The sequence below is a fragment of the Nevskia sp. genome, assembly GCF_051860985.1.
In the GTDB taxonomy this organism is placed as follows: Bacteria; Pseudomonadota; Gammaproteobacteria; order Nevskiales; family Nevskiaceae; genus Nevskia.
Genome location: NZ_JBIMKV010000007.1, coordinates 99,349 through 123,092, shown reverse-complemented (window position 1 = coordinate 123,092; position 23,744 = coordinate 99,349). Strand labels below are relative to the sequence as shown.

Below are 23,744 nucleotides of genomic sequence, written 5' to 3'. Positions count from 1 at the left end.
GCGCTCAGGCCAGCCGCGCCAGCACGGCGGACAGTTCGGCCGGGCTGTCCATCATCAGGCAGTGGCCGCCGGCCAGACGATCGAGCGTCCAGCCCGGCGCGTTGGCGTAGCGCGCGGCTTCGGCCTGGAACGGGCTCGGCTGCCAGTGGTCGGCCACGATGTAGCTGCGCGGAATGGCAGCGGCCGCGCCGCTCAGCAGCACCGGCCACTGGAAGGTGGCCAGCGACTGCGCGTTGCACTGCCGCTCCATCCATTCGGTGGTCGCCGGCGTCTGGCCGAACAGCGCGCCGGGAATCGGCGGAATCAGGCCGTCATGATCACGCGCCTGATGGAAGTGGCCGATGAAGATGTCCGCGGCCTCCTTCGGCAGGTTGCGGCGGATGCAGTCGGCCAGGTTCTCGCCGTGGGTCGGCACGAAGGCATCGAGATAGACCAGCCGCTTGATCCGCTCCGCACAGCGATCGGCTGCCGAGGTGATCACCATGCCGCCGTACGAGTGGCCGACCAGAATCACTTCGTTCAGTTCCTCGGCGGCGATCAAGCCGAGCACGTCGCGGGTATGGGTTTCCAGCGTGATGCGCTCGCAGCCCAGATGGCGGCTTTCGCCATTGCCGGTCAGGCTCGGCGTGAACACCGTGTGGCCGGCGGCACGCAGGGTTTTCGCGACCTCGCGCCAGCACCAGCCGCCGTGCCAGGCGCCGTGAATCAGGACGTAATGGGCCATGCTCCGACTCCTCGTTCGTTGTCGTTGTTGTGGTGGTCAGTTCGCGACCCGCACGTCGATCCGGCCGAGCCCGGCGATCGAGCCGACCATCCGATCGCCCGGCAGCACGGCCGCCACGCCTTCCGGCGTGCCGGTCATGATCAGATCGCCCGGCTCCAGCGCATCGAACATCGACAGCTGGGCGATCGACTCGGCGACCGACCAGATCAGCTTGTCGATGTCCGACGACTGCCGGGCCTGATCGTTGACGCTCAGCGCGATCGCCGCGTGTTCCGGATGGCCGATGTCGGCGGCGCGGTGGATCGCGCCGATCGGCGCCGACTGCGCGAAGGATTTACCGAACTCCCAGGGCCGGCCCTTGTCGCGGGCGTCGAGCTGCAGGTCGCGGCGAGTCATGTCCAGACCGACCGCGTAGCCGTAGACGTGATCGAGCGCGGTCTCGACCGCGATGTCGGCACCGCCCTTGCCGATCGCCACCACCAGTTCGATCTCGTGATGGAAATTCGCGGTGCGCGGCGGATACGGAATGATCGCCGGCAGGCTGGCATCGACCGCCGCCTGCGCCGGCTTCATGAAGAAGAACGGCGCTTCGCGATCCGGATCGCGGCCCATCTCGCGGGCATGGGCGGCGTAGTTGCGGCCGACACAGAAGATGCGGTTGACCGGGAAACGGTCAGCTATGCCGGCGATGCTCAGGCTGCGCGGCTGGGGGGCGGGAATGGCGTAGGTCATGGCAGTGGATGGCGGCAGTGGAATCAAAGCCGTTCTTCGCGCCACAACCCCAGCGCCTGCTGGATCGGACGGTCGGAAAAGCTGAACAGCATCGTGTCGCGGTCGGCGCGCAGTCGAAGCGGATGCCAGGACGGCACGACGAAGACATCGTTTTCGGCAAAGCGGTACGTCTGGCCGGCGATCTCGGCCTCGCCGCCGCCTTCGAGGCAGACGTGGATCGTGCCGTCGGTACTGCGCAGGCGGCGGGTCTCGAAGCCGGCCGGGATGGCTTGCGTGAACGCGGCGATGGTCGGCATCGGCGACGCGCCGGTCGCCGGATTGACGTAGCGCAGCTTGTGCGCGAGGTGCGGATCGGGGTTGCCTCCGGCGGCGATCGCCTGCAGTGAAGCGCGCGTCTTCGCATGCGGATAGACGAACACCCGGGTCGGGTCGGCCGGCGCCGGCTGGTAATCCATCGGCAGCAGGTTGGCGCCGTAGCGGGCCAGCGCATCGCCTTCCGGGCGCGTCACCGGCTGCTGGTGGGCGGCGGCCTTCTCGGCGAAGCCGGCGTCGAGGAAGCGCACCGTGGGGATGTCGAGCCCGTCGAGCCAGACCACTGGCTGGGCGCTGTCATTGCCGTGATCGTGGAAGGTCCAGGCCGGCGTGATGATGAAATCGCCGCGCCGCATCGTCGTGCGTTCGCCGTCCACCGCCGTGTAGGCACCTTCGCCGTCAAGCACCAGCCGCAGCGCAGACTGCGTGTGGCGATGGGCCGGCGCCACTTCACCCGGCAGGATCAGCTGCAGGCCGGCGTACAGCGACTGGGTGATCGCCGACTGGCCGCGCAGACCCGGGTTTTCGAGGATCAGCACCCGCCGCTCCGCTTCTTCGGCCGTGATCAGCCGGCCGGCTTCCATAACCTGCTCGCGCAGCTCGGCATAGCGCCAGATCGCCGGCTGCACCGGCGAACGCGGCGACGGCGGCACCAGTGCGCCGAGCACTTCCCACAGCGGCGTCAGGCCGTGGGCGGCAATTCGGTCGTAGTAGGCGCGGCGGGCGTCGGTCATCGGCGGGGCGGGGCCTGGTCATGGGGCGGAAGCGAACGGCGGCGCCATCATCACGGTGCTTGCGTTATCAACCAATAGAATGTTCTGAATACATAACATCACGTTTGTGATTGATGGGAATGCCATGGACCTGCACCAGATCGACTTGAACCTGCTGGTCGTGTTCCGTCAGCTGATGGCCGAACGCCGCGTGTCGCGGGCCGCCGAATCGCTGGGTCTGACGCAGCCGGCGGTCAGCAATGCGCTCGGGCGGCTGCGCCGGCTGCTCGGCGACGAGCTGTTCCGGCGCACCTCGCGCGGCATGGAACCGACCCCGTTCGCGGAAGCGCTGGCCGAGCCGGTGGCCAACGCCCTGAGCCTGCTGCATAGGGCGGTGAATCAGCGCGCCGCGTTCGACCCGGCGACCGCCGATCGCGCGTTCACGATCGGCATGACCGACATCGGCGAGATCTATTTCCTGCCGGCGCTGATGGAGATGCTGAGCCGCGAAGCGCCACAGCTGACCATCAGCACGGTACGCAACACGGCGATCAACCTGCGCGATGCGATGGAGGCGGGCCAGGTCGATCTGGCGATCGGCCTGCTGCCGCAGCTGAAGGCAGCGTTCTTCCAGCGGCCGCTGTTCTCACAGCGCTATGTCTGCCTGATGCGCCGCGACCATCCGCTGAGCCGGGCGCCGCTGACGCTCGACGCCTTCGCCGCCGCCGAGCATGTGGTGGTGATGTCGGCCGGCACCGGCCACGGCCGCGTCGATGCGCTGCTGGACCGCCAGAAGATCGCGCGCCGCGTGCGGCTGCGGGTGCCGCACTTCGTCGCCGTCGGCCACATCCTGGCAGCCAGCGACATGATCGCGACGGTGCCGGCGCGCTTCGCCGAAACCGTCACCGCGCCGTTCGGGCTGGTGGCGCTGCCGCATCCCGCCACTTTGCCGGACATCGCCATCAACCTGTTCTGGCACACCCGCCAGCATCAGGACCCGGGCAATCGCTGGCTGCGCGAACGGCTGCTGCAGCTGCACGCCGATCCGGCTGCCGTCAGGGCCTGAGCCGGGCGATCCAGGCGCGGGTGTCGTAGCCGAACGCCACCTGACCGTCCTGCTGGTGCTGGTCGAACAGGCTGCGCAGCGCCTCCAGCAGCGGCGCGCGCGCCGGGTCGCCGGCCGGCGGCGTGTAGGACGACGACAGCAGCCGGCCTTTCAGGCCATCGAAATCGAAGCGTTGCTGGTAGTCGAAGCTGATCGGCCGGGTGGCCGACGGGCCGAAATAGCGGGCGATTTCCTCGGCCGAGGCCTGGTGCGGCTGGCCGGCCGCGTAGTCCGGGCAGCGCGCCATCAGCAGCGTTTCGTAGGCTTCGGCAAAGCGGCTGTCGATGCGCCGCACGTTCCAGATCAGCGCCGCATGGCCGCCCGGCCGGAGAATCCGCAGGCTTTCGGCCCGCGCCGCTTCCGGCTCGAACCAGTGGTAGGCCTGCGCCGCCGTCACCAGGCTGACGGACGCGGCCGGCAAGGTCGTGGCCTCGGCGGTACCGGCGACGCTGGCAAAGCCCGGCTGGCGGCCAAGGTCAGCCTCGGCGGCCGCGCGCATCGCCGCATTGGGTTCCACCGCGTGCACGGCGAGGCCCGCAGCCAGCAGGTCGCGGCTCAGCAGACCGGTGCCGGCGCCGATGTCGGCCACGGCATCGCCGGGCTGCAGGCCAGCTTCGGCCATCAACCAGCGGCTCAGCGCCGCCGGATAGCCCGGACGGTAGCGGCGGTAGTCGTCGACCCGGTCACCGAAGCGTTCGGTCGGGCGGTAGCGGTCGGGGGCGTGCATGGCGCGTGCGGGTGAACAGAAAGGTCGCATTGTGCCGCGCCATCCCGTCGCGCTTGTCACGACAGCCGACGAAGCGGCCGGATCGCGCGACGACCCCGCGCCGCGCCGGCCGGGCCCCGGCCGGCAGCGGCAGACGGTAGGCTTGCAGACGCTCACTTTTCGTTGCCGATCGCCATGGACGTCGTCGAGATCCTGTCGCAGTGCGGGCTGTTCGCCGGTCTCGAGGACTCCGCCATCCGCAGGCTGGGCAGCGTCTGCCGCATCGTTCCGGTGGCCGGCGGCCAGCAGCTGTTCGCCGCCGGCGGTCCTGCCGACTGCCTGTACATCGTCGCCAGCGGCCGCCTGCGCGCCCATCGCGGCGATGGCACGGTGGCCGGCGACATCTCGCGGCTGGAGCCGATCGGCGAAATCAGCGTGATGACCGACGAGCCGCGCAGCGGCGAGGTCTACGCGCTGCGCGACAGCCTGCTGCTGCGCATCGAGCGCGACGCCCTGCTGGCCTTCATCCAGCAGCATCCGTCGGCGCTGATGGCGATCACCCGCGTGCTGATCCAGCGCCTGCGCCACAACCTGAGCGCCGTCGCCGGGCCGCGGCCGCCATCGCGGCCGGCGCTGGCAATCATGCCGGCCGGGCCGTCGGTGCCGCTGGCCGGCTTTCTGGAACGGCTGGAGGCGGCTTTCCGCCGGCAGGGCGAAACGCCGGAGTGGCTGGACGCACGCCGCGTCGATGCAGCACTCGGCGCCGGTGCGGCGCAGACGCCGCTCGGCGGCGGGCCGGGCCATGAGCGGCTGATCCAGTGGCTGGCCGAGCGCGAGCAGGGCGGCCATCGCCTGCTGTACGTCGGCACGCCGGGCGGTGATGCCTGGAGCGAGCGCTGCATGCGCCAGGCCGACCGGGTGCTGATCGTCGCCGATCCGAGCCTGCGCCCGGTCGACAGCCCGCTGCCCGGCGTGCTGCGCCGGACGCTGCTGCGCACCCCGGTGGAGCTGGTGATGCTGCGCGAAGGGCCGACGCCGGTCCCGACGCTGCGCGACTGGATGGCGAACTGCGATCTCGACAGCCACCACCACCTGCACCCGCTGCGCGCCGGCGACCACGACCGGCTGGCCCGCCTGCTCAGCGGCCGGGCGCTGGGCCTGGTGCTGGGCGGCGGCGGCGCACGCGGCTTCGCCCATATCGGGCTGGTGCGCGCGCTCGAGGAAATGGGCCGGCCGATCGACCTGATCGGCGGCACCAGCATGGGCGCCTTCTTCGGCGGCCTGCTGGCTTGCGGGGCCGACAGCCGCGAGCTGCGGCGGATCGCCGAGGACACCTTCGTGCGCCAGAACTACCTCAACGATTTCGTGCTGCCGCGCGTGTCGCTGATCCGCGGCCGGCGCTTCGGTGCGCGGCTGCGAGCGATCTTCGGCGAGCAGATGATCGAGGAGCTGCCGCTCGGCTATTTCTGCGTCAGCAGCAATCTGACGCGCGGCGTGACGATGACCCACCGCCAGGGGCCGCTGTCGCTGTGGATCGGCGCCAGCATGGCGGTGCCCGGCGTCGCGCCGCCGGTGGTCTGGAACGGCGACCTGCTGGCCGATGGCGCGATCATCAACAGCCTGCCGACCGACATCATGCGCAGCGAGGGGCGGGGTCCGGTGATCGCCTCCGACGTGTCCACCGAAGGTGCCCTGAGCCTGCCCGGCGTCGACGGCCCGGACCCGGAAGCGCTGTTGCGCCAGGCCCGCAACGGCCCCGGCCTGCGACTGGCCGACATCCTGTTCCGCAGCGCCACGCTGACCAGCGAAAGCGGCACCAAGGCCCGCGCCGGCCTGGCCGACCTGTACCTGCGGATGCCGGTGTCCGGCATCGGCCTGTTCGACTGGAAGCGCATCGACGAGCTGGTCGAGCGCGGCTACCGCCATGCCCAGCGGCTGCTCGCCGGTTTCGCCGAGCGGATCGACAGCGATCGCCACGGCTGACACCACGGCGCGCCTCGCCCGCGGCAGCAGTAGCGACGGCAAGCGCCGCCGGCAGCAGGCACAAAAAAAGCCGCCGGACTTGCGTCCGGCGGCTTTTCAGCAGCAGCGGGTCGGTCTTACTTCTTGATGACCTTGACCGTCAGCGGCTTGTTCAGCACCTGGAACTCGACGCGGCGGTTCTCGCTGCGGCCGGCTTCGGTCTTGTTGTCGGCAACCGGCTTGGACTCGCCGTAACCGACGGCGGCCAGACGCTCCGGCGCCACGCCCTTGGCGGCGAGGTAGGCCTTCACCGAGTTGGCACGACGCTGCGACAGCGCCTTGTTGTAGGCGTCGGTGCCGCGCGAGTCGGTGTGGCCACCGATTTCGAGCGTCAGCTTCGGCTGAGCCGCCAGGCCCGGCACGATCGCGTCGAGGATCGCCTTCGCTTCGGCCGTCAGCTGGTCCTTGTCGTACTCGAAGTTGATGCCGCGCAGCACGATGGTCTGCTCGATGATGCAGCCCTCGGCATCGACCTTGAAGCCCTTCGGCGTGCCCGGGCACTTGTCGAGGTAATCGGCAACGCCGTCACCATCGCTGTCCAGCGGGCAGCCGACGGCATCGACCCGGACGCCGGCCGGCGTGTTCGGGCACTTGTCGTTGGCGTCGATCACGCCGTCCTTGTCGCTGTCAGCCGGCGGCGGCGGGGGCGGCGGCGGCGGTGCCACGGCCACCGGCGGGGCCGGCGGCGGCGGCGCGACGTACGGCTTGCCGAACGCGTACTGCAGGCCGAAGCCGAAACGGCCATCGCCCAGCTGGTCCTTGTTCGGGTACGAGCTGTTGTTGAAGTCCAGCAGCCAGCGCGCTTCGGCGCGCACCGCGAAGCGGTCGTTCAGCGCGATCAGCAGACCGCCGCCGGCGTTGACGTACGGATTGATGCTGTCGGTGTCGTTGGTGGTGTCGAGCTGGTCGCGGACGCCGCCGGCGCCGACCAGCAGGAACGGCCGCACCGGGCCCTTGACCAGCGGCACGACGAAGTCGATGCCGAGGCCGAACTGGGTGTCATCGCCGTTATCGGAGGTCCGGCGCAGCGTGTTGCCGAAACCGCTGAGCTCGATGTTCAGGTGTTCCGCCAGCGGCTTGCCGTAGAACACGACGGTACCGCCCACGCCGTAGTCGGCGTCACGGTCGGAATCCGGCACCACGTAGTTGCCGAGCACGGCACCGTACGGGTTCCTCGACAGATCGCCGGCGGCCAGCGTCGGCAGCGCAGTCGTCACGCCGAGGCCGAGCATGAGCGCAAGAGCGGTTTTCGTCATTGCGGAAACTCCTTGTTGGGGTTGTTCGAAAAGGGACAACGTACGGCCATGATAGCGTCCTGACACCGATGGCTGGCGATTCCGATGCCCCCGTCGGTGCCGAACGGTGGCGATCTTGCACGATCGCGGTGCGTTGCGAGCAGATGACGGGGACATCAGGCGCCACCGCCGAAGACCGCCGATTCAGGCCCGGAGTTCCTTGCGCAGGATCTTGCCGACGTTGGATTTCGGCAGCGCATCGCGGAATTCGATCGCCTTCGGCACCTTGTAAGCGGTCAGGTGCGCCTGGCAGTGGGCGCGCAGCGCCGCTTCGGTCAGGGCCGGATCGCGGCGCACGACGAACACCTTCACCGCTTCGCCGCTGCGCGCATCGGGCACGCCGATGCAGGCGCACTCGAGCACCCCCGGGTGCAGCGCAACGATGTTCTCGATCTCGTTCGGATACACGTTGAAGCCGGATACCAGGATCATGTCCTTCTTGCGGTCGACGATCCGGAACCAACCGTCGGCGTCGACGGTGGCGATGTCGCCGGTGCGCAGCCAGCCGTCGGCCGTGAAGGCGGCGCGATTCTCCTCCGGCTTGTTCCAGTAGCCGCGCATCACCTGCGGCCCCTTCACGCACAACTCGCCCGGCGTGCCGACCGGCACCTCGCGGCCTTCGTCGTCGCGCAGCGACACCCAGGTCGATGGCAGTGGCACGCCGATGGTGCCGTTCCAGTCCGGGCGATCGAGCGGCGAGAAGCAGACACCGGGCGAGGTTTCCGACAACCCGTAGCCTTCGGTCAGCGCCACGCCGGTCAGCGCTTGCCAGCGCTCCGCGACCGCCTGCTGCACGGCCGCGCCGCCGCCGACGGTGAACTTCAGCGCCGAGAAATCGACCGAGGCGATGCGCGGGTGATTCAGCAGCGCGTTGAACAGCGTGTTGACGCCGGTGAACGCGGTGAACGGCTGGCGGGCCAGTTCGGCGACGAAGCCATCCATGTCGCGCGGATCGGTGATCAGCACGTTGCGGGCGCCGATATGGGCGAACAGCAGCGCGTTCACCGTCAGCGCGAAGATGTGGTACAGCGGCAGCGCGGTGATCACCACGTCGCGGCCCTCGTCGAGCTTCGGGCCGATCCAGGCCTGCATCTGCAGCAGGTTCGCCACCAGGTTGCCGTGGCTCAGCGTGGCGCCCTTCGACAGCCCGGTGGTGCCGCCGGTGTACTGCAGGAAGGCGATGTCGTCATGACCAAGCGGCACGCGGTGATAGGGCTCGGCGCGGCCGCGCGCCAGCACCGTGCGGAACGGCAGGCTGCCCGGCAGCCGCCACGGCGGCACCTGCCGCCTGAGCCGCTTGACGACGAAGTTGACCAGCGCCCCGCGCGGGAACGGCAACAGATCGCCGATCTGGGTGGTGACCACCGCTTCCACGGCGGTGTCGGCCAGCACCTGGGCCAACGTCGCCGCGCAGTTCTCGACCACCACGATCACCCGCGCACCGGAATCCTTCAGCTGGTGCTTGAGTTCGCGGGCGGTGTACAGCGGGTTGACGTTGACCACCACCAGGCCGGCGCGAAGGATGCCGAACACCGTGACCGGGTACTGCAGCAGGTTCGGCATCATCACCGCGACCCGGTCGCCCGGCTGCAGGCCGGCGACGTTCTGCAGCCAGGATGCGAAATCCTGTGACAGGCGGTCGAGATCGTCGTAGCTCAGCCGGGTGCCGAAGTTCTCGAATGCCGGCAGGTCGCGATAACGCTCGCAGGCGCGGTCGATGACAGCGGCCAGCGAGGCAAAGGCCTGCGGATCGATGTCGGCCGGCACGCCGCTGCCGTACTGGCGCAACCAGACCCGTTCCGGCCCCGTCGATTGCTGCGCCGCTCCGCCGTTCGCCATGCAATTGCCTTCTTATCGAGGGCCGCGTCGAGCGGCGGCCTGGTTCACTGCACTACTCCGGTGGGCCGGATTATAGGGATGGGGTCCCGCCGCGCAGCCAGTCGGCGAAGCTCGGCTCGCCGGTGGCCGCCGCCGCCTGTTCGGCGGCCGCCAGCCAGGTCGCCAGCCGCTGGTCGTCGTCATCGTCGCGGGCGATGTCGGGCGCTGCGCCACGACACCACAGCCAGAGATCGGCCAGCCGGTACGACGCCGGGTCGCGGGCCGGCAGCAGGCGCCGTTCCGCACCGCTTTCGCCGAGCGCGCCGCAGGCGATCAGCGGCCGCACCGCGCGCGCCATGCGTTCGCCATCCACCGCCAGCCGCCGCTCGATGTCGGCCATCGGCAACGGCGGCTGACCGGCGGCGAAGCGCCGAACCACCAGCATCATCACGCGGATCGGCAGGTATTCGATTTCCCGGCTGGTCGGCAGCGGGATCTCGATGGCGCCGACCAGCTGCCGGGGATGCTGCAGGTAGAACGCCAGCCGGCAGCCGAACAGCACGATCAGCCAGCTCACGTACAGCCAGATCAGCAGGATGATCAGGATCGCGAAGCTGGAGTAGATGGCGCTGTAGCTGGAGGCGCCGGCGACGAACTTGGCGAAACCGATGCTGGCGGTTTCCCAGGCGAAGCCGGCGAACAGGCCGCCGCCGACGGCCGCCGACATCCGCACCCGGGTGTTCGGGATGAAGCTGTAGATGAAGGTCAGCGCGGCGACGATCAGCACGTACGGCATCAGCTTGGTCACCAGCAGGATCGTGGTGCCGAACGGCTCGTACAGCGCCAGCGTTGTCACCACGGTGCTGGAGCGCACCGAGGCGGTCAGCGCGATCGCCGAGAACACCAGCACCGGGCCGATCAGCAGCACCGACAAGTACTCGCCGAAGCGCTGGGTCAGGCCGCGCTCCTGGCGGATTTTCCAGATGAAATTGAAGCTGGCCTCGATCTTGGAAATCATCGACACCGAGGTGTACAGCAGCAGCGCGATGCCGATCGAGCCGAGCACACCGACCTTGATGTTGTCGACGAAGGTGATGATGTTGCCGCTGATCACCGCCGCCTGGTCGCCGAGCGGTTCGAGCGCACGGTTGAGGATCGGCTCCAGCTGGTTGTGCACGCCGAATGCCTTGAGCACCGAGAACGCCAGCGCCAGCAGCGGCACCAGCGACAGCAGTGTGGTGTAGACCAGGCTCATCGCCCGCAGCGAAATCTCGCCTTCCAGCAGATCGCGCAGCAGGGCCAGTGCGTAGCGACCCGGCTTCAGCAGCCGGCGCCCGAGCGTGGAGGTGGGTTCGCGCAGCCACAGCAGGTCGTGGACGCGTTGATAGGGCGGCGGGAGCATGGCCCGGATTGTCGCGACCACAGGCAGCGCTGTCCATGCAGCAGGCGCTTGCCGCAGCAAGGCCCCCGCACCAGGCGGGCGAGGCCGGCGCGCAGGAAAAGACTTCGCGCGGGGGTGTCCGTGCCGTTGCCGTTCCGCAGGTCTTCGCGTCTACCGCGCGAGCCCCGCTTGTCGCCGTTCGCCAGCAGCGATAATGCCGCTCCGACTGCCGCTGCCCCGAACCCGAGATGGACCGTCCCCGCACGCTGGAAGCGCTGAAGCGCTGGTTCGGCTTCGACCACTTCCGGCCCGGGCAGCAGGCGGTGGTCGAGGACGCGCTGGCCGGCCGCGACCTGCTGGCGATCATGCCGACCGGCGGCGGCAAGTCACTGTGCTTCCAGCTGCCGGCGCTGCTCAGGCCCGGCGTGATGGTGGTGGTGTCGCCGCTGATCGCGCTGATGCAGGACCAGGTGCGGCTGCTGCGCGACAACGGCATTGCCGCCGCCTTCCTGAACTCGTCCTTGAGTGCGCGGGAATCGTCCGACACGCTGTCGGCCCTGCTGAAAGGCGAGCTTCGGCTGCTGTACCTGGCGCCGGAACGCCTGCTGACGGCCGATTTCCTCGACGGATTCCTGCCCCGGCTGCAGGAGGCGCAGGGGCTGTCCGGCTTCACCATCGACGAGGCGCACTGCGTCTCCGAATGGGGCCACGATTTCCGGCCCGAGTACCGGCAGATGCACTGCCTGCGCGAGCATTTTCCGTCGGTGCCGGTGTTCGCCTTCACCGCGACCGCCACCGGCCGCGTGCGCGACGACATCGTCCACCAGCTCGGCCTGCACGCGCCAGCGATCCACGTGTCCAGCTTCAACCGGCCGAACCTGCATTACGCAGTGCGCGCCAAGGGCGGCCGCAGCTACACCGAGCTGCTCGAACGCGCCCGCAGCCGGCCGCAGGACGCCGGCATCGTCTACTGCCTGTCGCGCAAGCGGGTCGACGAACTGGCCGACAGCCTGCGCGACGCCGGCATCCGCGCGCTGCCGTACCACGCCGGCCTGAGCGCCGACGTCCGGCGGGCGAACCAGGACGCCTTCATCCGCGACGATGCGCAGGTGATCGTCGCGACGATCGCCTTCGGCATGGGCATCAACAAGCCGGACGTGCGCTGGGTCGTGCACTACGACCTGCCGAAGACCATGGAGGGCTACTACCAGGAAGCCGGTCGCGCCGGCCGCGACGGCGAGCGCGCCGACTGCTGGCTGTATTTCGGCATCGGCGACCTGAAGACCGCCGAATTCCTGATCGCCCAGAAGGTCGATCCCGCCACCGGCGCACCGCTGGAAGCCGAGCAGCGGCTGGCCAAGCAGCAGCTGCGCAAGGTGCTCGACTACGCCGAATCCACCGAATGCCGGCGGGCGATCCAGCTGCGCTACTTCGGCGAGAACTTCGATCCGCCGTGCGGCGCCTGCGACAACTGCAACGAACCGAAGCCGGTCGAGGACTGGACGCTGGAAGCGCGGCAATTCCTTTCGGCCATCGCCCGGCTCGCGCAGCGCAACGAGCGCTACGGCGCGGCCTATGTGATCGACGTACTGCGCGGCGCCGAAACCCAGAAGCTGATCGATCGCGGCCATCAATCGCTGTCGGTCTACGGCATCGGCAAACAGCGTTCGCAGGACGACTGGCGCCTGCTCGTGCGGGCGCTGATCCACCAGGGGCTGGTCGAGGAGTTCGGCCACGAGTTCCCGGTGCTGCGCCTGAACGAGGCCAGCCGCGCCGTGCTCAAGGGCGAGCGCAAAGTGGTGTTCGCGGTGGCGCCGAAAGCCGAGAAGAAGAAACGCACGCGCACTGCGGCCGCCGGCGAGACCGCTACGCCGGAAGGCGATGCGCTGTTCGAGGTGCTGCGCAGCCTGCGCAAGCAGCTCGCCGACCAGCAGGGCGTGCCGCCGTACGTGGTGTTCAGCGATGCCTCGATCCGCCAGATGGCCGAACGCCAGCCGCTGACCAGCACGGCGTTCCTCGACATCTCCGGCGTCGGCAGCCGCAAGCTGGCGCAGTACGGCGCTGCGTTCACGGCGGCGATCCGCAGCTTCCTGGTCGACAAGGGCCTGGCAGCGCCGGAAGCCCCGGCCGAAGACGCCAGCGCCTTCGTCGTCGACGACAGCCGCATCGTCGACGACGACCTGCCGGACACCGTGATCGCCACCCAGGCCTTGTTCGACCGCGGGCTCGACGTCGACACGATCGCGGCCCGGCGCGGGCTCGACGCGGCGACGATCACCGGCCACCTCGAAGCACTTCTGGCCCACGGCGCAGCCATCGACCTGTCCCGGCTGATCGCCCACGACCGGCTGCAGGAGATCGTCGCGGCGCTCGAACAGCACGGCGAACTGCGGCTCAAGCCCGCCTACGAGGCGCTGCAGGGCCGCTTTCGCTACGAGGAGCTGCGGCTGGTCCGCGCCTGGCGGCACGGACGCCAAGCGCCGGGCTGACGCGGCGGATGTCCCGCTGACGGCACATGAGGGTTCGTCATGCTTGACATCGTCCCGCGCTTGACACTCGAAAAACCACTGCTATGATGCGGTGCATCAATTGTTGCGTCGCAGCATTGAACCCGCCCGTCACACGAGGAGTAGCGCAAATGAACTTTCAGAGCGTTGTTGAAGATGTCAAAGGCCGCGTCGAGACCCTGTCCGGCCACAGCCAGAAGGTTGCCGAAATCTCGATCGAAAGCCTGAAGCAGGCTGGCGATGTGGTGGTTGGCGGCTACAAGTCGCTGCTCAACGAGAACACCACCGCCGCCAAGGAAATCTATTCGGCTGCCGTGTCGAGCTTCGAGAAGGCGAAGACCGACGGCCTGAAGGCCATCGCCGCCGACCCGATCAGCTACCTGCCGGCCACCGACACCCTGGTGGCCCCGTTCAGCCAGACGGTCACCGTCGTCTCGCGCACCGGCGAGGAGCTGTACAAGGTGGTCAAGACCGGCGTGGAAACCATCCAGGCCCAGCTGACCGGCAAGTCGCCGGCCGCGAAGGTGGCCAAGGCCGCCAAGGCCACCACCAAAAAGGCCGCCGCCACCGTGAAGAAGGCCGTCAAGGCCGCCGAAAAGGCCGCCGAGTAAGCAGCGCCCGCGTCCGCCGATGCGGACCACCCTGAGCCGCGCTGCCCGCAGGGGCGGCGCGGCTCAGTCGTTTTTGGCCTCTGGCCCACGATCATGAACAAGCAGACCTTGCTCGACGGTCTCGAAACCATTGCCCAGCACGAAGCGCAGGCGCTGGCGGCCCATCGGGCCGCGCTGCGGCAACGCTGGCAGGTGGCGCGCCGCACGCGCACCTTCGCCGAACTGCTGCGCCACCAGATCGATCTGCTGCCGCTGACCACCCGCCGGCTGCGCGATGACCATCGCCAGCGCGTCCTTCTGTTGCGGGCGCTGCTGCGCAGTCCGGCCGGGCAGGAGCGGCTGGCGTCCTAGCTGCCGGCGCTGTCCGGCTTCGGCGCGGTCTTGCGGGCGGCCGCCCGCTTGCGCGGCGCCTTCGGCCGGGCGGCACCCGCGACGCCGGCCGCGCCCTTGGCGGACTTGCCGGCCCGACGCACGCCGGCCGCCGCCGGCTCGGCCACCTTGACGCTGACCTTGGTCGCCGACACCAGCCGCTGCCACGGCGCGCTGGCCTTCAGGCTCTGCAGGTTGTCCTTGACGAAGCTCGACGGATCCAGCGTTTCCGCCGCCGCTCCGAGCTTGTCGCGGACGAAGTTCATCAGGTCTTCCTGCAGGCCCGCGACATCCGGCAGGCCGAGGAAACGGCGCAGTTCCTCGGGCTTGACGTCGATCTCGATCTTGATCTGCATGGCGACGCTCCTCGAACCGTGGCGAATTCCTTTCAGGCGGCCGACACGAACAGCCCGATCACGCAGCCGACCGAGGCGATCCAGACGATCGAGCGCAGGGTGGCGAGATCGGCGATGTAGAGCACGCCGTAGACCACCCGCAGGCCGATGAAGCTAAGCGCCAGCAGGTCGATCCGCGCCTGCGGCACGGCGGCCAGGTGGGCGATGATCACCGCCGCCGCGAACGGCGGGAACGCCTCGAAGCCATTGGCCTGGGCCCAGTTGGCGCGGGCCCGCCAGCCGTCGAGGCGGGCCAGCATCGCGCGCGGCGCGCGGTTGTCGAAATCACGGCCGCCGGCACCGAACTTGGCCAGACCGGTGAAGGCCAGCGGCAGGTAGGCGGCGATCAGCACGCACCAGTAGGCAGTCGTCATCGGGATTCTCAGTGTCCGGTCAGCAGGCGCTGCGCTTCGCGGTAGGTGGCCGCCGTGCGGGCGATGACCGGCTCGGGCAGCGCAGGGCCAGGCGCGGTCTTGTTCCAGGTCAGCGTTTCCAGGTAATCGCGCACGTACTGCTTGTCGAAGCTCGGCGGGCTGATGCCGGGCTGGTACTGGTCGGCCGGCCAGAAGCGCGAGGAATCCGGCGTCAGCACTTCGTCGATCAGGTGCAGGGTGCCGGCGGCGTCGACGCCGAACTCGAACTTGGTGTCGGCGATGATGATGCCGCGCGTGCGCGCGAACTCCGAGGCTTCCCGGTACAGCCGCAGGGTGATGTCGCGCACTTGGTGGGCGAGCTTCTCGCCCACCAGCTTCACAGTGTCCTCGAACGAGATGTTGGCGTCATGCTCGCCCTTCGGCGCCTTGAACGCCGGCGTGAAGATCGGCTCGGCGAGCCGGCCGGCCAGTTCCATGCCCTTCGGGATCGGGATGCCGCAGACCGCGCCGGTGGCCTGGTAATCCTTCCAGCCGGAGCCGATCAGGTAACCGCGCGCCACCGCCTCGACCGGCAATGCCTTGAGCTTCTTCGCCACCACGGCGCGGCCGGCGCACTGCGCGAGTTCGGCCGGCGTCAGCCACCGGGCGAGATCGACCGAGGTGTCGAAGTGGTTCGGAATCAATGACGAGAAGCGCGCCATCCAGAACGCGGTCAGCGCGTTCAGCACCGCGCCCTTGCCGGGAATCGGATCGGGCAGGATCACGTCGAAGGCGGACAGGCGATCGCTGGTGACGATCAGCAGGTGGTCGTTGCCCAGCGCGTACAGGTCGCGCACCTTGCCGCTGTGCAGCTTCGGCAGGCTGGTGATGGTGGCTTCGTGGAGCGGCGTGGTCATGACGATCAGGCTCCGGCAAAAAAGTAGCGGCCGCCGCTGGCGATCGCGATCACTGCCAGACCGAGCAGCAGGTTGATGCCGACGAACAGGCGAATCTGGCCGACCCGGCGCCCGGCTTCCGGCACGTCGCCGGCCAGCACCGCCAGCTTCAGGCGCTTCAGCGGCGCGAAGTAGACGTGCAGCGCCAGCGCCATCATCACCAGCCCCAGGGTCAGCATGATGTGGACATGCGGGCCGACCGCCGCCATGCCGCCGAGCTTGCGGATCAGGTGCAGGCCGGTGCCCAGCAGCAACGCCGCCGACAGGAACACGTAGCCAAAGAAGCGGTGCAGCACCTGCGCCCACAAGGTGGTGCGGGTTTTCGCGTCGATGCCGGCGAGCGTCGGCCGCAGGCAGACGTAGGCGAAGAACATGCCGCCGACCCAGATGGCGGCGAACAGCGTATGGACAGCAGTGGCGAGACCCATGGTGCGGACGGTGCAGGTGGCGAACAGGGCGTCACTGTATTGAAGTGACTCCGGACACGCCACGAAAAAAGCCGCCGGACGAATCCGGCGGCCTTGTCGGTGCCGCAACCCGGGTCAGGCGAGGTCGAAGCGGTCCAGGTTCATCACCTTGCTCCAGGCCGCGACGAAGTCGGTCACGAACTTGGTCTTGGCGTCCTTCGCGGCATAGACCTCGGCCAGCGCCCGCAGCTGCGAGTTGGAGCCGAACACCAGGTCGACGACGGTGCCGGTCCACTTCAGCGCCCCGGTCGCGCGGTCGCGCCCTTCAAGCACGGCGGCATCACCGGCCGATTTCTTCCAGACCGTGCCCATGTCCAGCAAGCTGACGAAGAAATCCTGGCTGAGCGTTTCCGGCCGCTGGGTGAAGACGCCGTGGCAGGCCTTGCCGACGGTGACGCCGAGCACCCGCAGGCCGCCGACCAGCACGGTCATTTCCGGCGCGCTCAGGGTCAGCAGCTGCGCCTTGTCGACCAGCAGCTCGGCCGGCGAGACCGAGACACCGGCCTGCACGTAGTTGCGGAAGCCATCGGCCACCGGCTCCAGCGGCGCGAACGAGGCGACATCGGTCTGCGCCTGCTTGGCGTCGGTACGGCCCGGCGAGAACGGCACCGTGATCTTGACGCCGCCCTTGGCGGCAGCCGCCTCGATCGCCGCCGCGCCGCCGAGCACGATCAGATCGGCCAGCGATACCGGCTTCTTGCTCTTGGCGTTGAAATCCTTGCGAACCTTTTCCAGCGTCTTCAGCACCTTGGCCAGCTCGGCCGGCTGGTTCACCGGCCAGTCCTTCTGCGGCGCGAGGCGGATGCGCGCGCCGTTGGCACCGCCGCGCTTGTCGCTGCCGCGGAACGTCGCGGCCGAGGCCCAGGCGGTGGTCACCAGCTGGGAGATGCTCAGGCCGGAGGCCAGCAGCGCCTTCTTCAGGGCCTCGATCTCGCGGGCGCCGACCACCGGACCTTCGTGCGCCGGCACCGGGTCCTGCCAGATCAGCGTCTTCTTCGGCACCAGCGGGCCGAGGTAGCGCGCCACCGGACCCATGTCGCGGTGGGTCAGCTTGAACCAGGCGCGGGCGAAAGCATCGGCAAACGCCTTCGGGTCCTTGTGGAAGCGCCGGGAGATCTTTTCGTAGGCCGGATCGAAGCGCATCGCCAGGTCGGCCGTGGTCATCATCGGCGGGTGGCGCTTGCTCGGATCGTGGGCGTCGACCACGTCCTGGGCGCCGGCGCCGTTCTTCGGATGCCACTGGTGGGCACCGGCCGGGCTCTTGCTGAGTTCCCAGTCGTACTTGAACAGCGTGTCGAAATAGCCATTGTCCCAGGTCGTCGGGTTCGGCTTCCAGGCGCCTTCGATGCCGCTGGTGATGGCGTCACCGCCCTTGCCGCTGCCGTGCGTGCTGAGCCAGCCGAGCCCCTGGGCCTCGATCGGCGCGCCTTCCGGTTCGGCCCCTACATGGGAAGCCGGGCCAGCGCCATGCGCCTTGCCGAAGGTGTGGCCGCCGGCGACCAGCGCCACGGTTTCCTCGTCGTCCATCGCCATGCGGGCAAAGGTTTCGCGGATATCGCGGCCGGAGGCCACCGGGTCCGGCTTGCCGTCCGGGCCTTCCGGATTGACGTAAATCAGGCCCATCTGGACGGCGCCGAGCGGGTTGGCCAGATCGCGGTCGCCGGAGTAGCGACTGTCGGCCTTGTCGCTGGTCGCCAGCCATTCGGCTTCCGGACCCCAGTTGATGTCCTCGCTCGGCTCCCAGACATCAGCGCGGCCACCGGCGAAGCCGAAGGTCTTGAAGCCCATCGATTCCAGCGCGACGTTGCCGGCCAGGATCATCAGATCCGCCCAGGACAGCGACTTGCCGTACTTCTGCTTGATCGGCCACAGCAGGCGCCGGGCCTTGTCGAGATTGCCGTTGTCCGGCCAGCTGTTGAGCGGTGCGAAGCGCTGCTCGCCGGAGCCGGCGCCACCGCGGCCATCGGCGATGCGATAGGTGCCGGCGCTGTGCCAGGCCATGCGGATGAACAGCGGCCCGTAGTGGCCGTAGTCGGCCGGCCACCAGTCCTGGGAATCGGTCATCAAGGCGCGCAGGTCCTTGATCACTGCATGCAGGTCAAGCTTCTTGAAGGCGGCCGCGTAATCGAAGCTGTCGCCCAGCGGATTCGCGCGCGGCGAATGCTGATGCAGGATCTTCAGGTTCAGCTGGTTCGGCCACCAGTCGGCATTGGTCCGGACGCTGGCGACCGCGGCAGTCGGCGAGCCGCTGGAAAACGGGCACTTCTTTTCACTTGTCATGTGATCTCTCCTGTTCAAACCCGCGAGGTGCTTGTCGCGCTCAGAGCTTCAGGGCCGGCGCGTGGCCTGACCATACGCAATGCGCTGCCCCGCTTCCAAGCGTCGGCCCGGATTGCTCGCAGCAGCACCGGACAAGGCGCAGTCTGGAGACCGGCGATGAATGGGTAAAGACAATCGTATTCATCCTTTGCATGGTCTTTGACTATGTTCCGGCGCAGCAGTTCCAGCTGTCCGCAGCCGATGGCAGCGCTCGGGGCCTGAGGTTGAATCTGATAGATTCCGCTGACTTCGCGCCTGTTCCACCGGACTTTTCATGACCAAGCCGACGCTGCCGCCCGTGATTGCCCCGAGCATCCTGTCCGCCGATTTCGCGCGCCTCGGCGAAGACACGGCCCGGGTGCTGGCCGCCGGTGCTGACTGGGTTCACTTCGACGTGATGGACAACCACTACGTGCCGAACCTGACGATCGGCCCGATGGTCTGCGAGGCGCTGCGCAAGTACGGCATCCGCGCGCCGATCGACGTCCACCTGATGGTTGAACCGGTCGATCCGCTGGCGCAGCTGTTCGCCAAGGCCGGCGCCACCTCGATCACCTTCCACCCGGAAGCGACCCGGCATGTCGACCGCAGCCTGCAGGCGATCCGCGACGCCGGCTGTCAGCCGGGCCTGGTGTTCAATCCGGCGACGCCGCTGGACCACCTGCGCTACGTGATGGACAAGGTCGACATCGTGCTGCTGATGTCGGTCAACCCCGGTTTCGGCGGCCAGAGCTTCCTGCCCAGCGCGCTCGACAAGCTGCGCGAGGCGCGCCGCCTGATCGACCAGCACCACGCTGAAACCGGCCACGCGATCCGCCTGGAAATCGATGGCGGCGTGAAGATCGACAACATCCGCTCGATCGCCGCCGCCGGGGCCGACACCTTCGTTGCCGGCTCGGCGATCTTCAACACGGCGGACTACGCCGCTACCGTCGCCGCGCTGCGCGCGGAAATCGCCAAGGCTTGAAGTCTTGCGCGCTTTCCGGAGTGGCTCGGCCGACACTCCGGCGCATGACTTCAAGGGGCGGCAGCCCTGGGCGAGGCGTAAGGCGATAATGCGACGGCGGATGGCAAACGAAGGCAACTGCGGGTGGCGATGGCGCTGATGGCAAGCGCTGCACCTTTCGCTGCGTGCTGTCCCGCCTCCTTCCAGACGCTTCACGACTCCATGACCTACACGCATGTCGCGCTGACGCGCGAACTTCCCGGCGACCTCGACACGCCGGTCGGCACCTTCCTCAAGCTCGCCAACCGGCCGTACACCTACCTGCTCGAGTCGATGCACGGCGGCGCGCAGTGGGGCCGCTACTCGTTCATCGGGCTCGGCGCCCGCGAGGTGATCCGCATCAAGGGCCTGACGGTCACGGTGACCGTCGACGGCGCGGTGACGCAGACGCTCGACGCTGCCGACCCGATCGCCTGGCTGCGCGACCACGCCGCCCGCATCCGCGTCGAGCCGAACGCGCGCCTGCCGCGCTTCTCCGGCGGCTTCGTCGGCTATTTCGGCTATGAGTGCGTGCGCCTGTTCGAGCCACGGCTGAAAGCCGCCAAGCCCGATCCGCTCGGCACGCCGGACGTGCTGCTGATGCGCTCGGACGAGCTGGTGGCCTTCGATTCGCTGCGCGCCAGCCTGACCCTGATCGTCCACGCCGACCTGTCGCAGCCGGATGCCCGGGCGCGCGCCGAAGCACGGCTCGACGAGATCGAGGCGCAGCTGGCGCGTCCGGTGCCGACACCGGCCGCGCCACCGGCGCCCGCGGTGCCGCCGACTTTCGTGTCCGGCTTCGGCGAAGCGGCCTTCAAGGCCGGCGTCGAGCGGATCAAGGACTACATCGCCGCCGGCGATGTCATGCAGGTGGTGCCGTCGCAGCGGATGAGCGCCCCGTTCAGCGAACCGCCGGTGGCGCTGTACCGCGCGCTGCGCCGGCTCAATCCGAGCCCCTACCTGTACTGCCTGAACCTCGACGACCACCACATCGTCGGCTCCTCGCCGGAAATCCTGGTGCGGGTCGACCGCAACGAGGTCACCGTGCGGCCGATTGCCGGCACCCGCGTGCGTGGTGCGACGCCGGACGAGGACCGCCGGCTGGAAGCCGAACTGCTGGCCGATCCGAAGGAGATCGCCGAGCACCTGATGCTGATCGACCTCGGCCGCAACGATGTCGGCCGGGTCGCCGAAACCGGCTCGGTGCGGCTGACCGAGAAGATGATCGTCGAGCGCTACAGCCACGTGATGCACATCGTGTCCAACGTCACCGGCAAGCTGCAGCCGGGGCTCGATGCGCTCGACGCGCTGGCGGCCACCTTCCCGGCCGGCACGCTGAGCGGCGCGCCGAAGGTGCGGGCGATGGAAATCATCGACGAACTGGAGCCGGTCGCCCGCGGCATCTACGGCGGCGCCGTCGGCTACCTCGGCTGGGACGGGAACATGGATGTGGCGATCGCCATCCGCACCGCCGTGATCAAGGACGGCATGGTCCACGCGCAGGCCGGGGCCGGCGTGGTCGCCGATTCGGTGCCGCAGTCGGAATGGGACGAAACCGTCAACAAGAACCGCGCCGTGATGCGCGCGGCGGCCGATGCGCTCGGCGTGAAGCCGCGCGCTTGAGCACGCCGCGCACCGCGCTGCGCCGCTACCGGGCCGATGACGGCGTGGTGCTGAGCGCCGATGTCGGCGGCGATCCGGCCGCGCCGGCGGTGATCCTCAGCCACGGCGGTGGCCAGACCCGGCATTCCTGGCGCGGCGCGATGCGTCGCCTGCTTGCCGATGGCTACCAGGTGATCAATGTCGATGCCCGCGGCCACGGCGACAGCGACTGGTCGCCGAGCGGCGACTACGGCATCGACCGCATGTGCGCGGACCTGCGCGGCATTGCCCGGACCCTGCCGGCGCCGCCGGCGCTGGTCGGCGCCTCGATGGGCGGCGCCGCCTCGCTGCTGGCGGCCTCGGAGGCGGGCGTGGCGCAGGCGCTGGTGATGGTCGATGTGGTGCCGAGGCTGAACCGCGAAGGTGCGGAGCGGATCGTCGCCTTCATGCGTGCCCGGCCGGACGGCTTCGCTTCGCTCGACGAGGCCGCCGAAGTGGTGGCGGCGTTCTACCCGCAGCGGCCGCGGCCGCGCGATCCGACCGGCTTGCTGAAGAACCTGCGCTGGCGGGGCGACGGCCGCCTGCACTGGCATTGGGACCCGGCGCTGGTCGCCGATCCGGACGGCGTCGCCGAGCCGCCGCGCTTCACCGAAAAGCTCTACGCCGCCGCCGAGCGGATCCGTGTGCCGACGCTGCTGGTGCGCGGGATGGAAAGCGACGTCGTCAGCGACGACGGCGTCGAGGAATTCCGCGCCTGCCTGCCGGCGCTGGAAGTCTGCGATGTCGCGGCCGCCGGCCACATGGTGGCCGGCGACCGCAACGATGCCTTCAACGACGGCGTGGCCGACTTCCTGCGCCGCCACCTGCCGCGCCCCTGACCGAGCGCCGACGCGGCGCGGAGCGCGGCCGCCGAAAGCTCAGCCGACCTTCGGCAGATGCTTCAGCGATTCGTTGATCGCCTCGGTCGGGTACTCGTAGTCCTCCAGCCCGCCGGACAGGTACTTGTCGTAGGAGGCCATGTCGAAATGGCCGTGGCCGGTCAGCGCCAGCAGGATCACCTTCGGCTCGCCGGTTTCCTTGCAGCGCAGCGCCTCGTCGATCGCCGCCCGCACCGCGTGGCAAGACTCCGGCGCCGGGATGATCCCTTCGGCCTGGGCGAACTGCACGCCTGCCGCGAAGGTCGCCACCTGCGGCACCGCCAGCGCTTCGATGTGGCGCTCGAACAGCAGCTGCGACACCAGCGGCGAATCGCCGTGATAACGCAGGCCGCCGGCGTGGATGCCCGGCGGCATGAAGTCGTGGCCGAGCGTGTACATCTTCATGATTGGCGTGTAGCCGGAGGCATCGCCGTAGTCATAGGCATAGGCGCCCTTGGTCAGGGTCGGGCAGGAGGTTGGCTCCACCGCCACGCAGCGCAGGTTCTGGGCACGCTTCTCGCCGCAGAGCTTGTCCGACAGGAACGGGAAGGCGATGCCGGCGAAGCTCGAACCGCCGCCGCAGGGCCCGAAGATCACGTCCGGATACAGGCCGATCTTGTCGAACTGCTTCTTCGCTTCCAGGCCGATCACGGTCTGGTGCAGGGCCACGTGGTTGAGCACCGAGCCGAGCGTGTAGCAGACGCCGGGATCGGCCGCCGCTTCCTCCACCGCTTCGGAAATCGCCAGCCCGAGCGAACCCATCGAGTTCGGATCGGCGGCCAGCGCACGCCGACCGGCCTCGGTGCGATCAGTTGGGCTGGCGAACACTTCCGCGCCCCAGGTCTGCATCATCGAGCGGCGAAACGGCTTCTGCTGGAAGCTGACCTTGACCATGTAGACGCGCACCGGCAGGCCGAACATCTGGCCGGCGTAGGCAATCGAGCTGCCCCACTGGCCGGCGCCGGTTTCGGTGGTCAGCCGCTTGGTGCCGGCGATCTTGTTGAAATAGGCCTGCGGCACCGCCGAGTTCGGCTTGTGCGAGCCGGCCGGCGACACGCCTTCGTACTTGTAGAAAATCTTGGCCGGCGTGCCGAGCGCCTGCTCCAGGCGCAGCGCGCGGATCAGCGGGCTCGGCCGCCACTGGGCGTAGATCTGGCGCACGGCTTCCGGAATCTCGATCCAGCGCTGGGCCGACATTTCCTGCTCCAGGATCGGCCCCGGGAAGATGGCGCCCATCTTCTCCGGCGTCACGACATGGCCATCGGCCCCCAGCGGCGGCGCCGGCGGCTGGCGCAGGTCAGCCACCACGTTGTACCAGTGCTTGGGGATCTCGTCGGCTTCCAGGTTGATGCGGAGCGGCGTCATTTCTCGTGGTCTCCTCAGGTGAATGGCTCGCGCTGCCAGCTTATCGGCAACCGGAGCTGCCGTGCCGCGCGAAAGTGCGGCCGGCCCGAC

General features: G+C 68.9%; 21 protein-coding genes. 8 read left to right on the top strand and 13 right to left on the bottom strand.

Annotation, left to right across the window (positions count from 1 at the left end; all coding sequences use genetic code 11):
- Window positions 1-4 precede the first annotated feature (4 nt).
- From ACTIGJ_RS09055 to gtdA, 3 genes are read right to left on the bottom strand one after another with little or no spacing between them, the layout of a single operon-like run.
- A complete protein-coding gene (locus tag ACTIGJ_RS09055) occupies window positions 5-724 on the bottom strand; it encodes an alpha/beta fold hydrolase (protein WP_439639977.1) in 720 nt (239 codons plus the stop codon).
- 36 nt (window positions 725-760) lie between these two features.
- Entirely contained in the window at window positions 761-1,456 is a 696-nt protein-coding gene (locus tag ACTIGJ_RS09050; RefSeq protein ID WP_439639976.1) for a fumarylacetoacetate hydrolase family protein, read from the bottom strand.
- 23 nt (window positions 1,457-1,479) lie between these two features.
- Complete coding sequence (gene gtdA / locus ACTIGJ_RS09045; protein ID WP_439639975.1) at window positions 1,480-2,502, bottom strand: gentisate 1,2-dioxygenase; 1,023 nt, start codon at window positions 2,500-2,502, stop codon at window positions 1,480-1,482.
- Between the two features lie 124 nt (window positions 2,503-2,626).
- On the opposite strand from gtdA, the gene ACTIGJ_RS09040 reads away from it, so the two are divergent.
- Window positions 2,627-3,547 carry a LysR family transcriptional regulator gene (locus tag ACTIGJ_RS09040; protein ID WP_439639974.1) on the top strand — a complete coding sequence of 307 codons (921 nt, stop codon included), beginning with the start codon at window positions 2,627-2,629 and terminating at the stop codon, window positions 3,545-3,547.
- Here the strand turns inward: ACTIGJ_RS09040 and ACTIGJ_RS09035 are convergent.
- Complete coding sequence (locus ACTIGJ_RS09035; RefSeq protein WP_439639973.1) at window positions 3,537-4,313, bottom strand: class I SAM-dependent methyltransferase; 777 nt, start codon at window positions 4,311-4,313, stop codon at window positions 3,537-3,539. The two genes, ACTIGJ_RS09040 and ACTIGJ_RS09035, sit on opposite strands and share 11 nt — an antisense overlap.
- 174 nt (window positions 4,314-4,487) lie before the next feature.
- On the opposite strand from ACTIGJ_RS09035, the gene ACTIGJ_RS09030 reads away from it, so the two are divergent.
- Window positions 4,488-6,275 (top strand): patatin-like phospholipase family protein, encoded by a 1,788-nt coding sequence (locus tag ACTIGJ_RS09030; RefSeq protein WP_439639972.1) that lies wholly within the window; start codon window positions 4,488-4,490, stop codon window positions 6,273-6,275.
- Window positions 6,276-6,391: 116 nt separating this feature from the next.
- On the opposite strand, the gene ACTIGJ_RS09025 is transcribed toward ACTIGJ_RS09030, so the two are convergent.
- From ACTIGJ_RS09025 to ACTIGJ_RS09015, 3 genes are all read right to left on the bottom strand, one after another.
- Window positions 6,392-7,570: an OmpA family protein gene (locus ACTIGJ_RS09025; RefSeq protein WP_439639971.1), complete on the bottom strand. Its 1,179-nt coding sequence runs from the start codon at window positions 7,568-7,570 to the stop codon at window positions 6,392-6,394.
- Between the two features lie 183 nt (window positions 7,571-7,753).
- Window positions 7,754-9,448 (bottom strand): AMP-binding protein, encoded by a 1,695-nt coding sequence (locus tag ACTIGJ_RS09020; RefSeq protein WP_439639970.1) that lies wholly within the window; start codon window positions 9,446-9,448, stop codon window positions 7,754-7,756.
- A 70-nt stretch (window positions 9,449-9,518) separates the two neighbouring features.
- On the bottom strand, window positions 9,519-10,829 hold the full coding sequence (locus ACTIGJ_RS09015) for a YihY/virulence factor BrkB family protein (RefSeq protein ID WP_439639969.1): 1,311 nt from the start codon (window positions 10,827-10,829) through the stop codon (window positions 9,519-9,521).
- Between the two features lie 227 nt (window positions 10,830-11,056).
- Here ACTIGJ_RS09015 and recQ point away from each other — a divergent pair, with 227 nt between their 5' ends.
- The 3 genes from recQ (at window position 11,057) to ACTIGJ_RS09000 (ending at window position 14,277) form a co-directional block, all read left to right on the top strand.
- Window positions 11,057-13,297, top strand: a complete 2,241-nt coding sequence (gene recQ / locus ACTIGJ_RS09010) for a DNA helicase RecQ (RefSeq protein ID WP_439639968.1) — start codon at window positions 11,057-11,059, stop codon at window positions 13,295-13,297.
- A 149-nt stretch (window positions 13,298-13,446) separates the two neighbouring features.
- A complete protein-coding gene (locus tag ACTIGJ_RS09005; RefSeq protein WP_439639967.1) occupies window positions 13,447-13,926 on the top strand; it encodes a hypothetical protein in 480 nt (159 codons plus the stop codon).
- 93 nt (window positions 13,927-14,019) lie between these two features.
- Window positions 14,020-14,277, top strand: a complete 258-nt coding sequence (locus tag ACTIGJ_RS09000) for a hypothetical protein (protein WP_439639966.1) — start codon at window positions 14,020-14,022, stop codon at window positions 14,275-14,277.
- Here the strand turns inward: ACTIGJ_RS09000 and ACTIGJ_RS08995 are convergent.
- The 5 genes from ACTIGJ_RS08995 to katG all read right to left on the bottom strand — a co-directional run bounded on the left by ACTIGJ_RS08995 (window position 14,274) and on the right by katG (window position 18,746).
- Entirely contained in the window at window positions 14,274-14,651 is a 378-nt protein-coding gene (locus ACTIGJ_RS08995) for a DUF6489 family protein (RefSeq protein ID WP_439639965.1), read from the bottom strand. The two genes, ACTIGJ_RS09000 and ACTIGJ_RS08995, sit on opposite strands and share 4 nt — an antisense overlap.
- 32 nt (window positions 14,652-14,683) lie before the next feature.
- Window positions 14,684-15,064 (bottom strand): MAPEG family protein, encoded by a 381-nt coding sequence (locus ACTIGJ_RS08990; protein WP_439639964.1) that lies wholly within the window; start codon window positions 15,062-15,064, stop codon window positions 14,684-14,686.
- An 8-nt stretch (window positions 15,065-15,072) separates the two neighbouring features.
- On the bottom strand, window positions 15,073-15,960 hold the full coding sequence (locus ACTIGJ_RS08985) for a phosphoribosylaminoimidazolesuccinocarboxamide synthase (protein ID WP_439639963.1): 888 nt from the start codon (window positions 15,958-15,960) through the stop codon (window positions 15,073-15,075).
- Window positions 15,961-15,965: 5 nt separating this feature from the next.
- Window positions 15,966-16,427, bottom strand: a complete 462-nt coding sequence (locus tag ACTIGJ_RS08980) for a CopD family protein (protein WP_439639962.1) — start codon at window positions 16,425-16,427, stop codon at window positions 15,966-15,968.
- A 114-nt stretch (window positions 16,428-16,541) separates the two neighbouring features.
- Window positions 16,542-18,746 (bottom strand): catalase/peroxidase HPI, encoded by a 2,205-nt coding sequence (gene katG / locus ACTIGJ_RS08975; protein WP_439639961.1) that lies wholly within the window; start codon window positions 18,744-18,746, stop codon window positions 16,542-16,544.
- 313 nt (window positions 18,747-19,059) lie between these two features.
- On the opposite strand from katG, the gene rpe reads away from it, so the two are divergent.
- The 3 genes from rpe (at window position 19,060) to ACTIGJ_RS08960 (ending at window position 22,250) form a co-directional block, all read left to right on the top strand.
- Window positions 19,060-19,752, top strand: coding sequence for a ribulose-phosphate 3-epimerase (gene rpe, locus ACTIGJ_RS08970; RefSeq protein WP_439639960.1), 693 nt, complete (start codon window positions 19,060-19,062; stop codon window positions 19,750-19,752).
- 201 nt (window positions 19,753-19,953) lie between these two features.
- Window positions 19,954-21,393 carry an anthranilate synthase component I gene (gene trpE, locus ACTIGJ_RS08965; protein WP_439639959.1) on the top strand — a complete coding sequence of 480 codons (1,440 nt, stop codon included), beginning with the start codon at window positions 19,954-19,956 and terminating at the stop codon, window positions 21,391-21,393.
- Window positions 21,390-22,250 (top strand): alpha/beta fold hydrolase, encoded by an 861-nt coding sequence (locus ACTIGJ_RS08960; RefSeq protein WP_439639958.1) that lies wholly within the window; start codon window positions 21,390-21,392, stop codon window positions 22,248-22,250. The genes trpE and ACTIGJ_RS08960 overlap by 4 nt, the downstream gene beginning before the upstream one ends.
- 39 nt (window positions 22,251-22,289) lie before the next feature.
- Here the strand turns inward: ACTIGJ_RS08960 and ACTIGJ_RS08955 are convergent, their stop codons facing one another.
- Complete coding sequence (locus ACTIGJ_RS08955; RefSeq protein WP_439639957.1) at window positions 22,290-23,654, bottom strand: TrpB-like pyridoxal phosphate-dependent enzyme; 1,365 nt, start codon at window positions 23,652-23,654, stop codon at window positions 22,290-22,292.
- Window positions 23,655-23,744 lie beyond the last annotated feature (90 nt).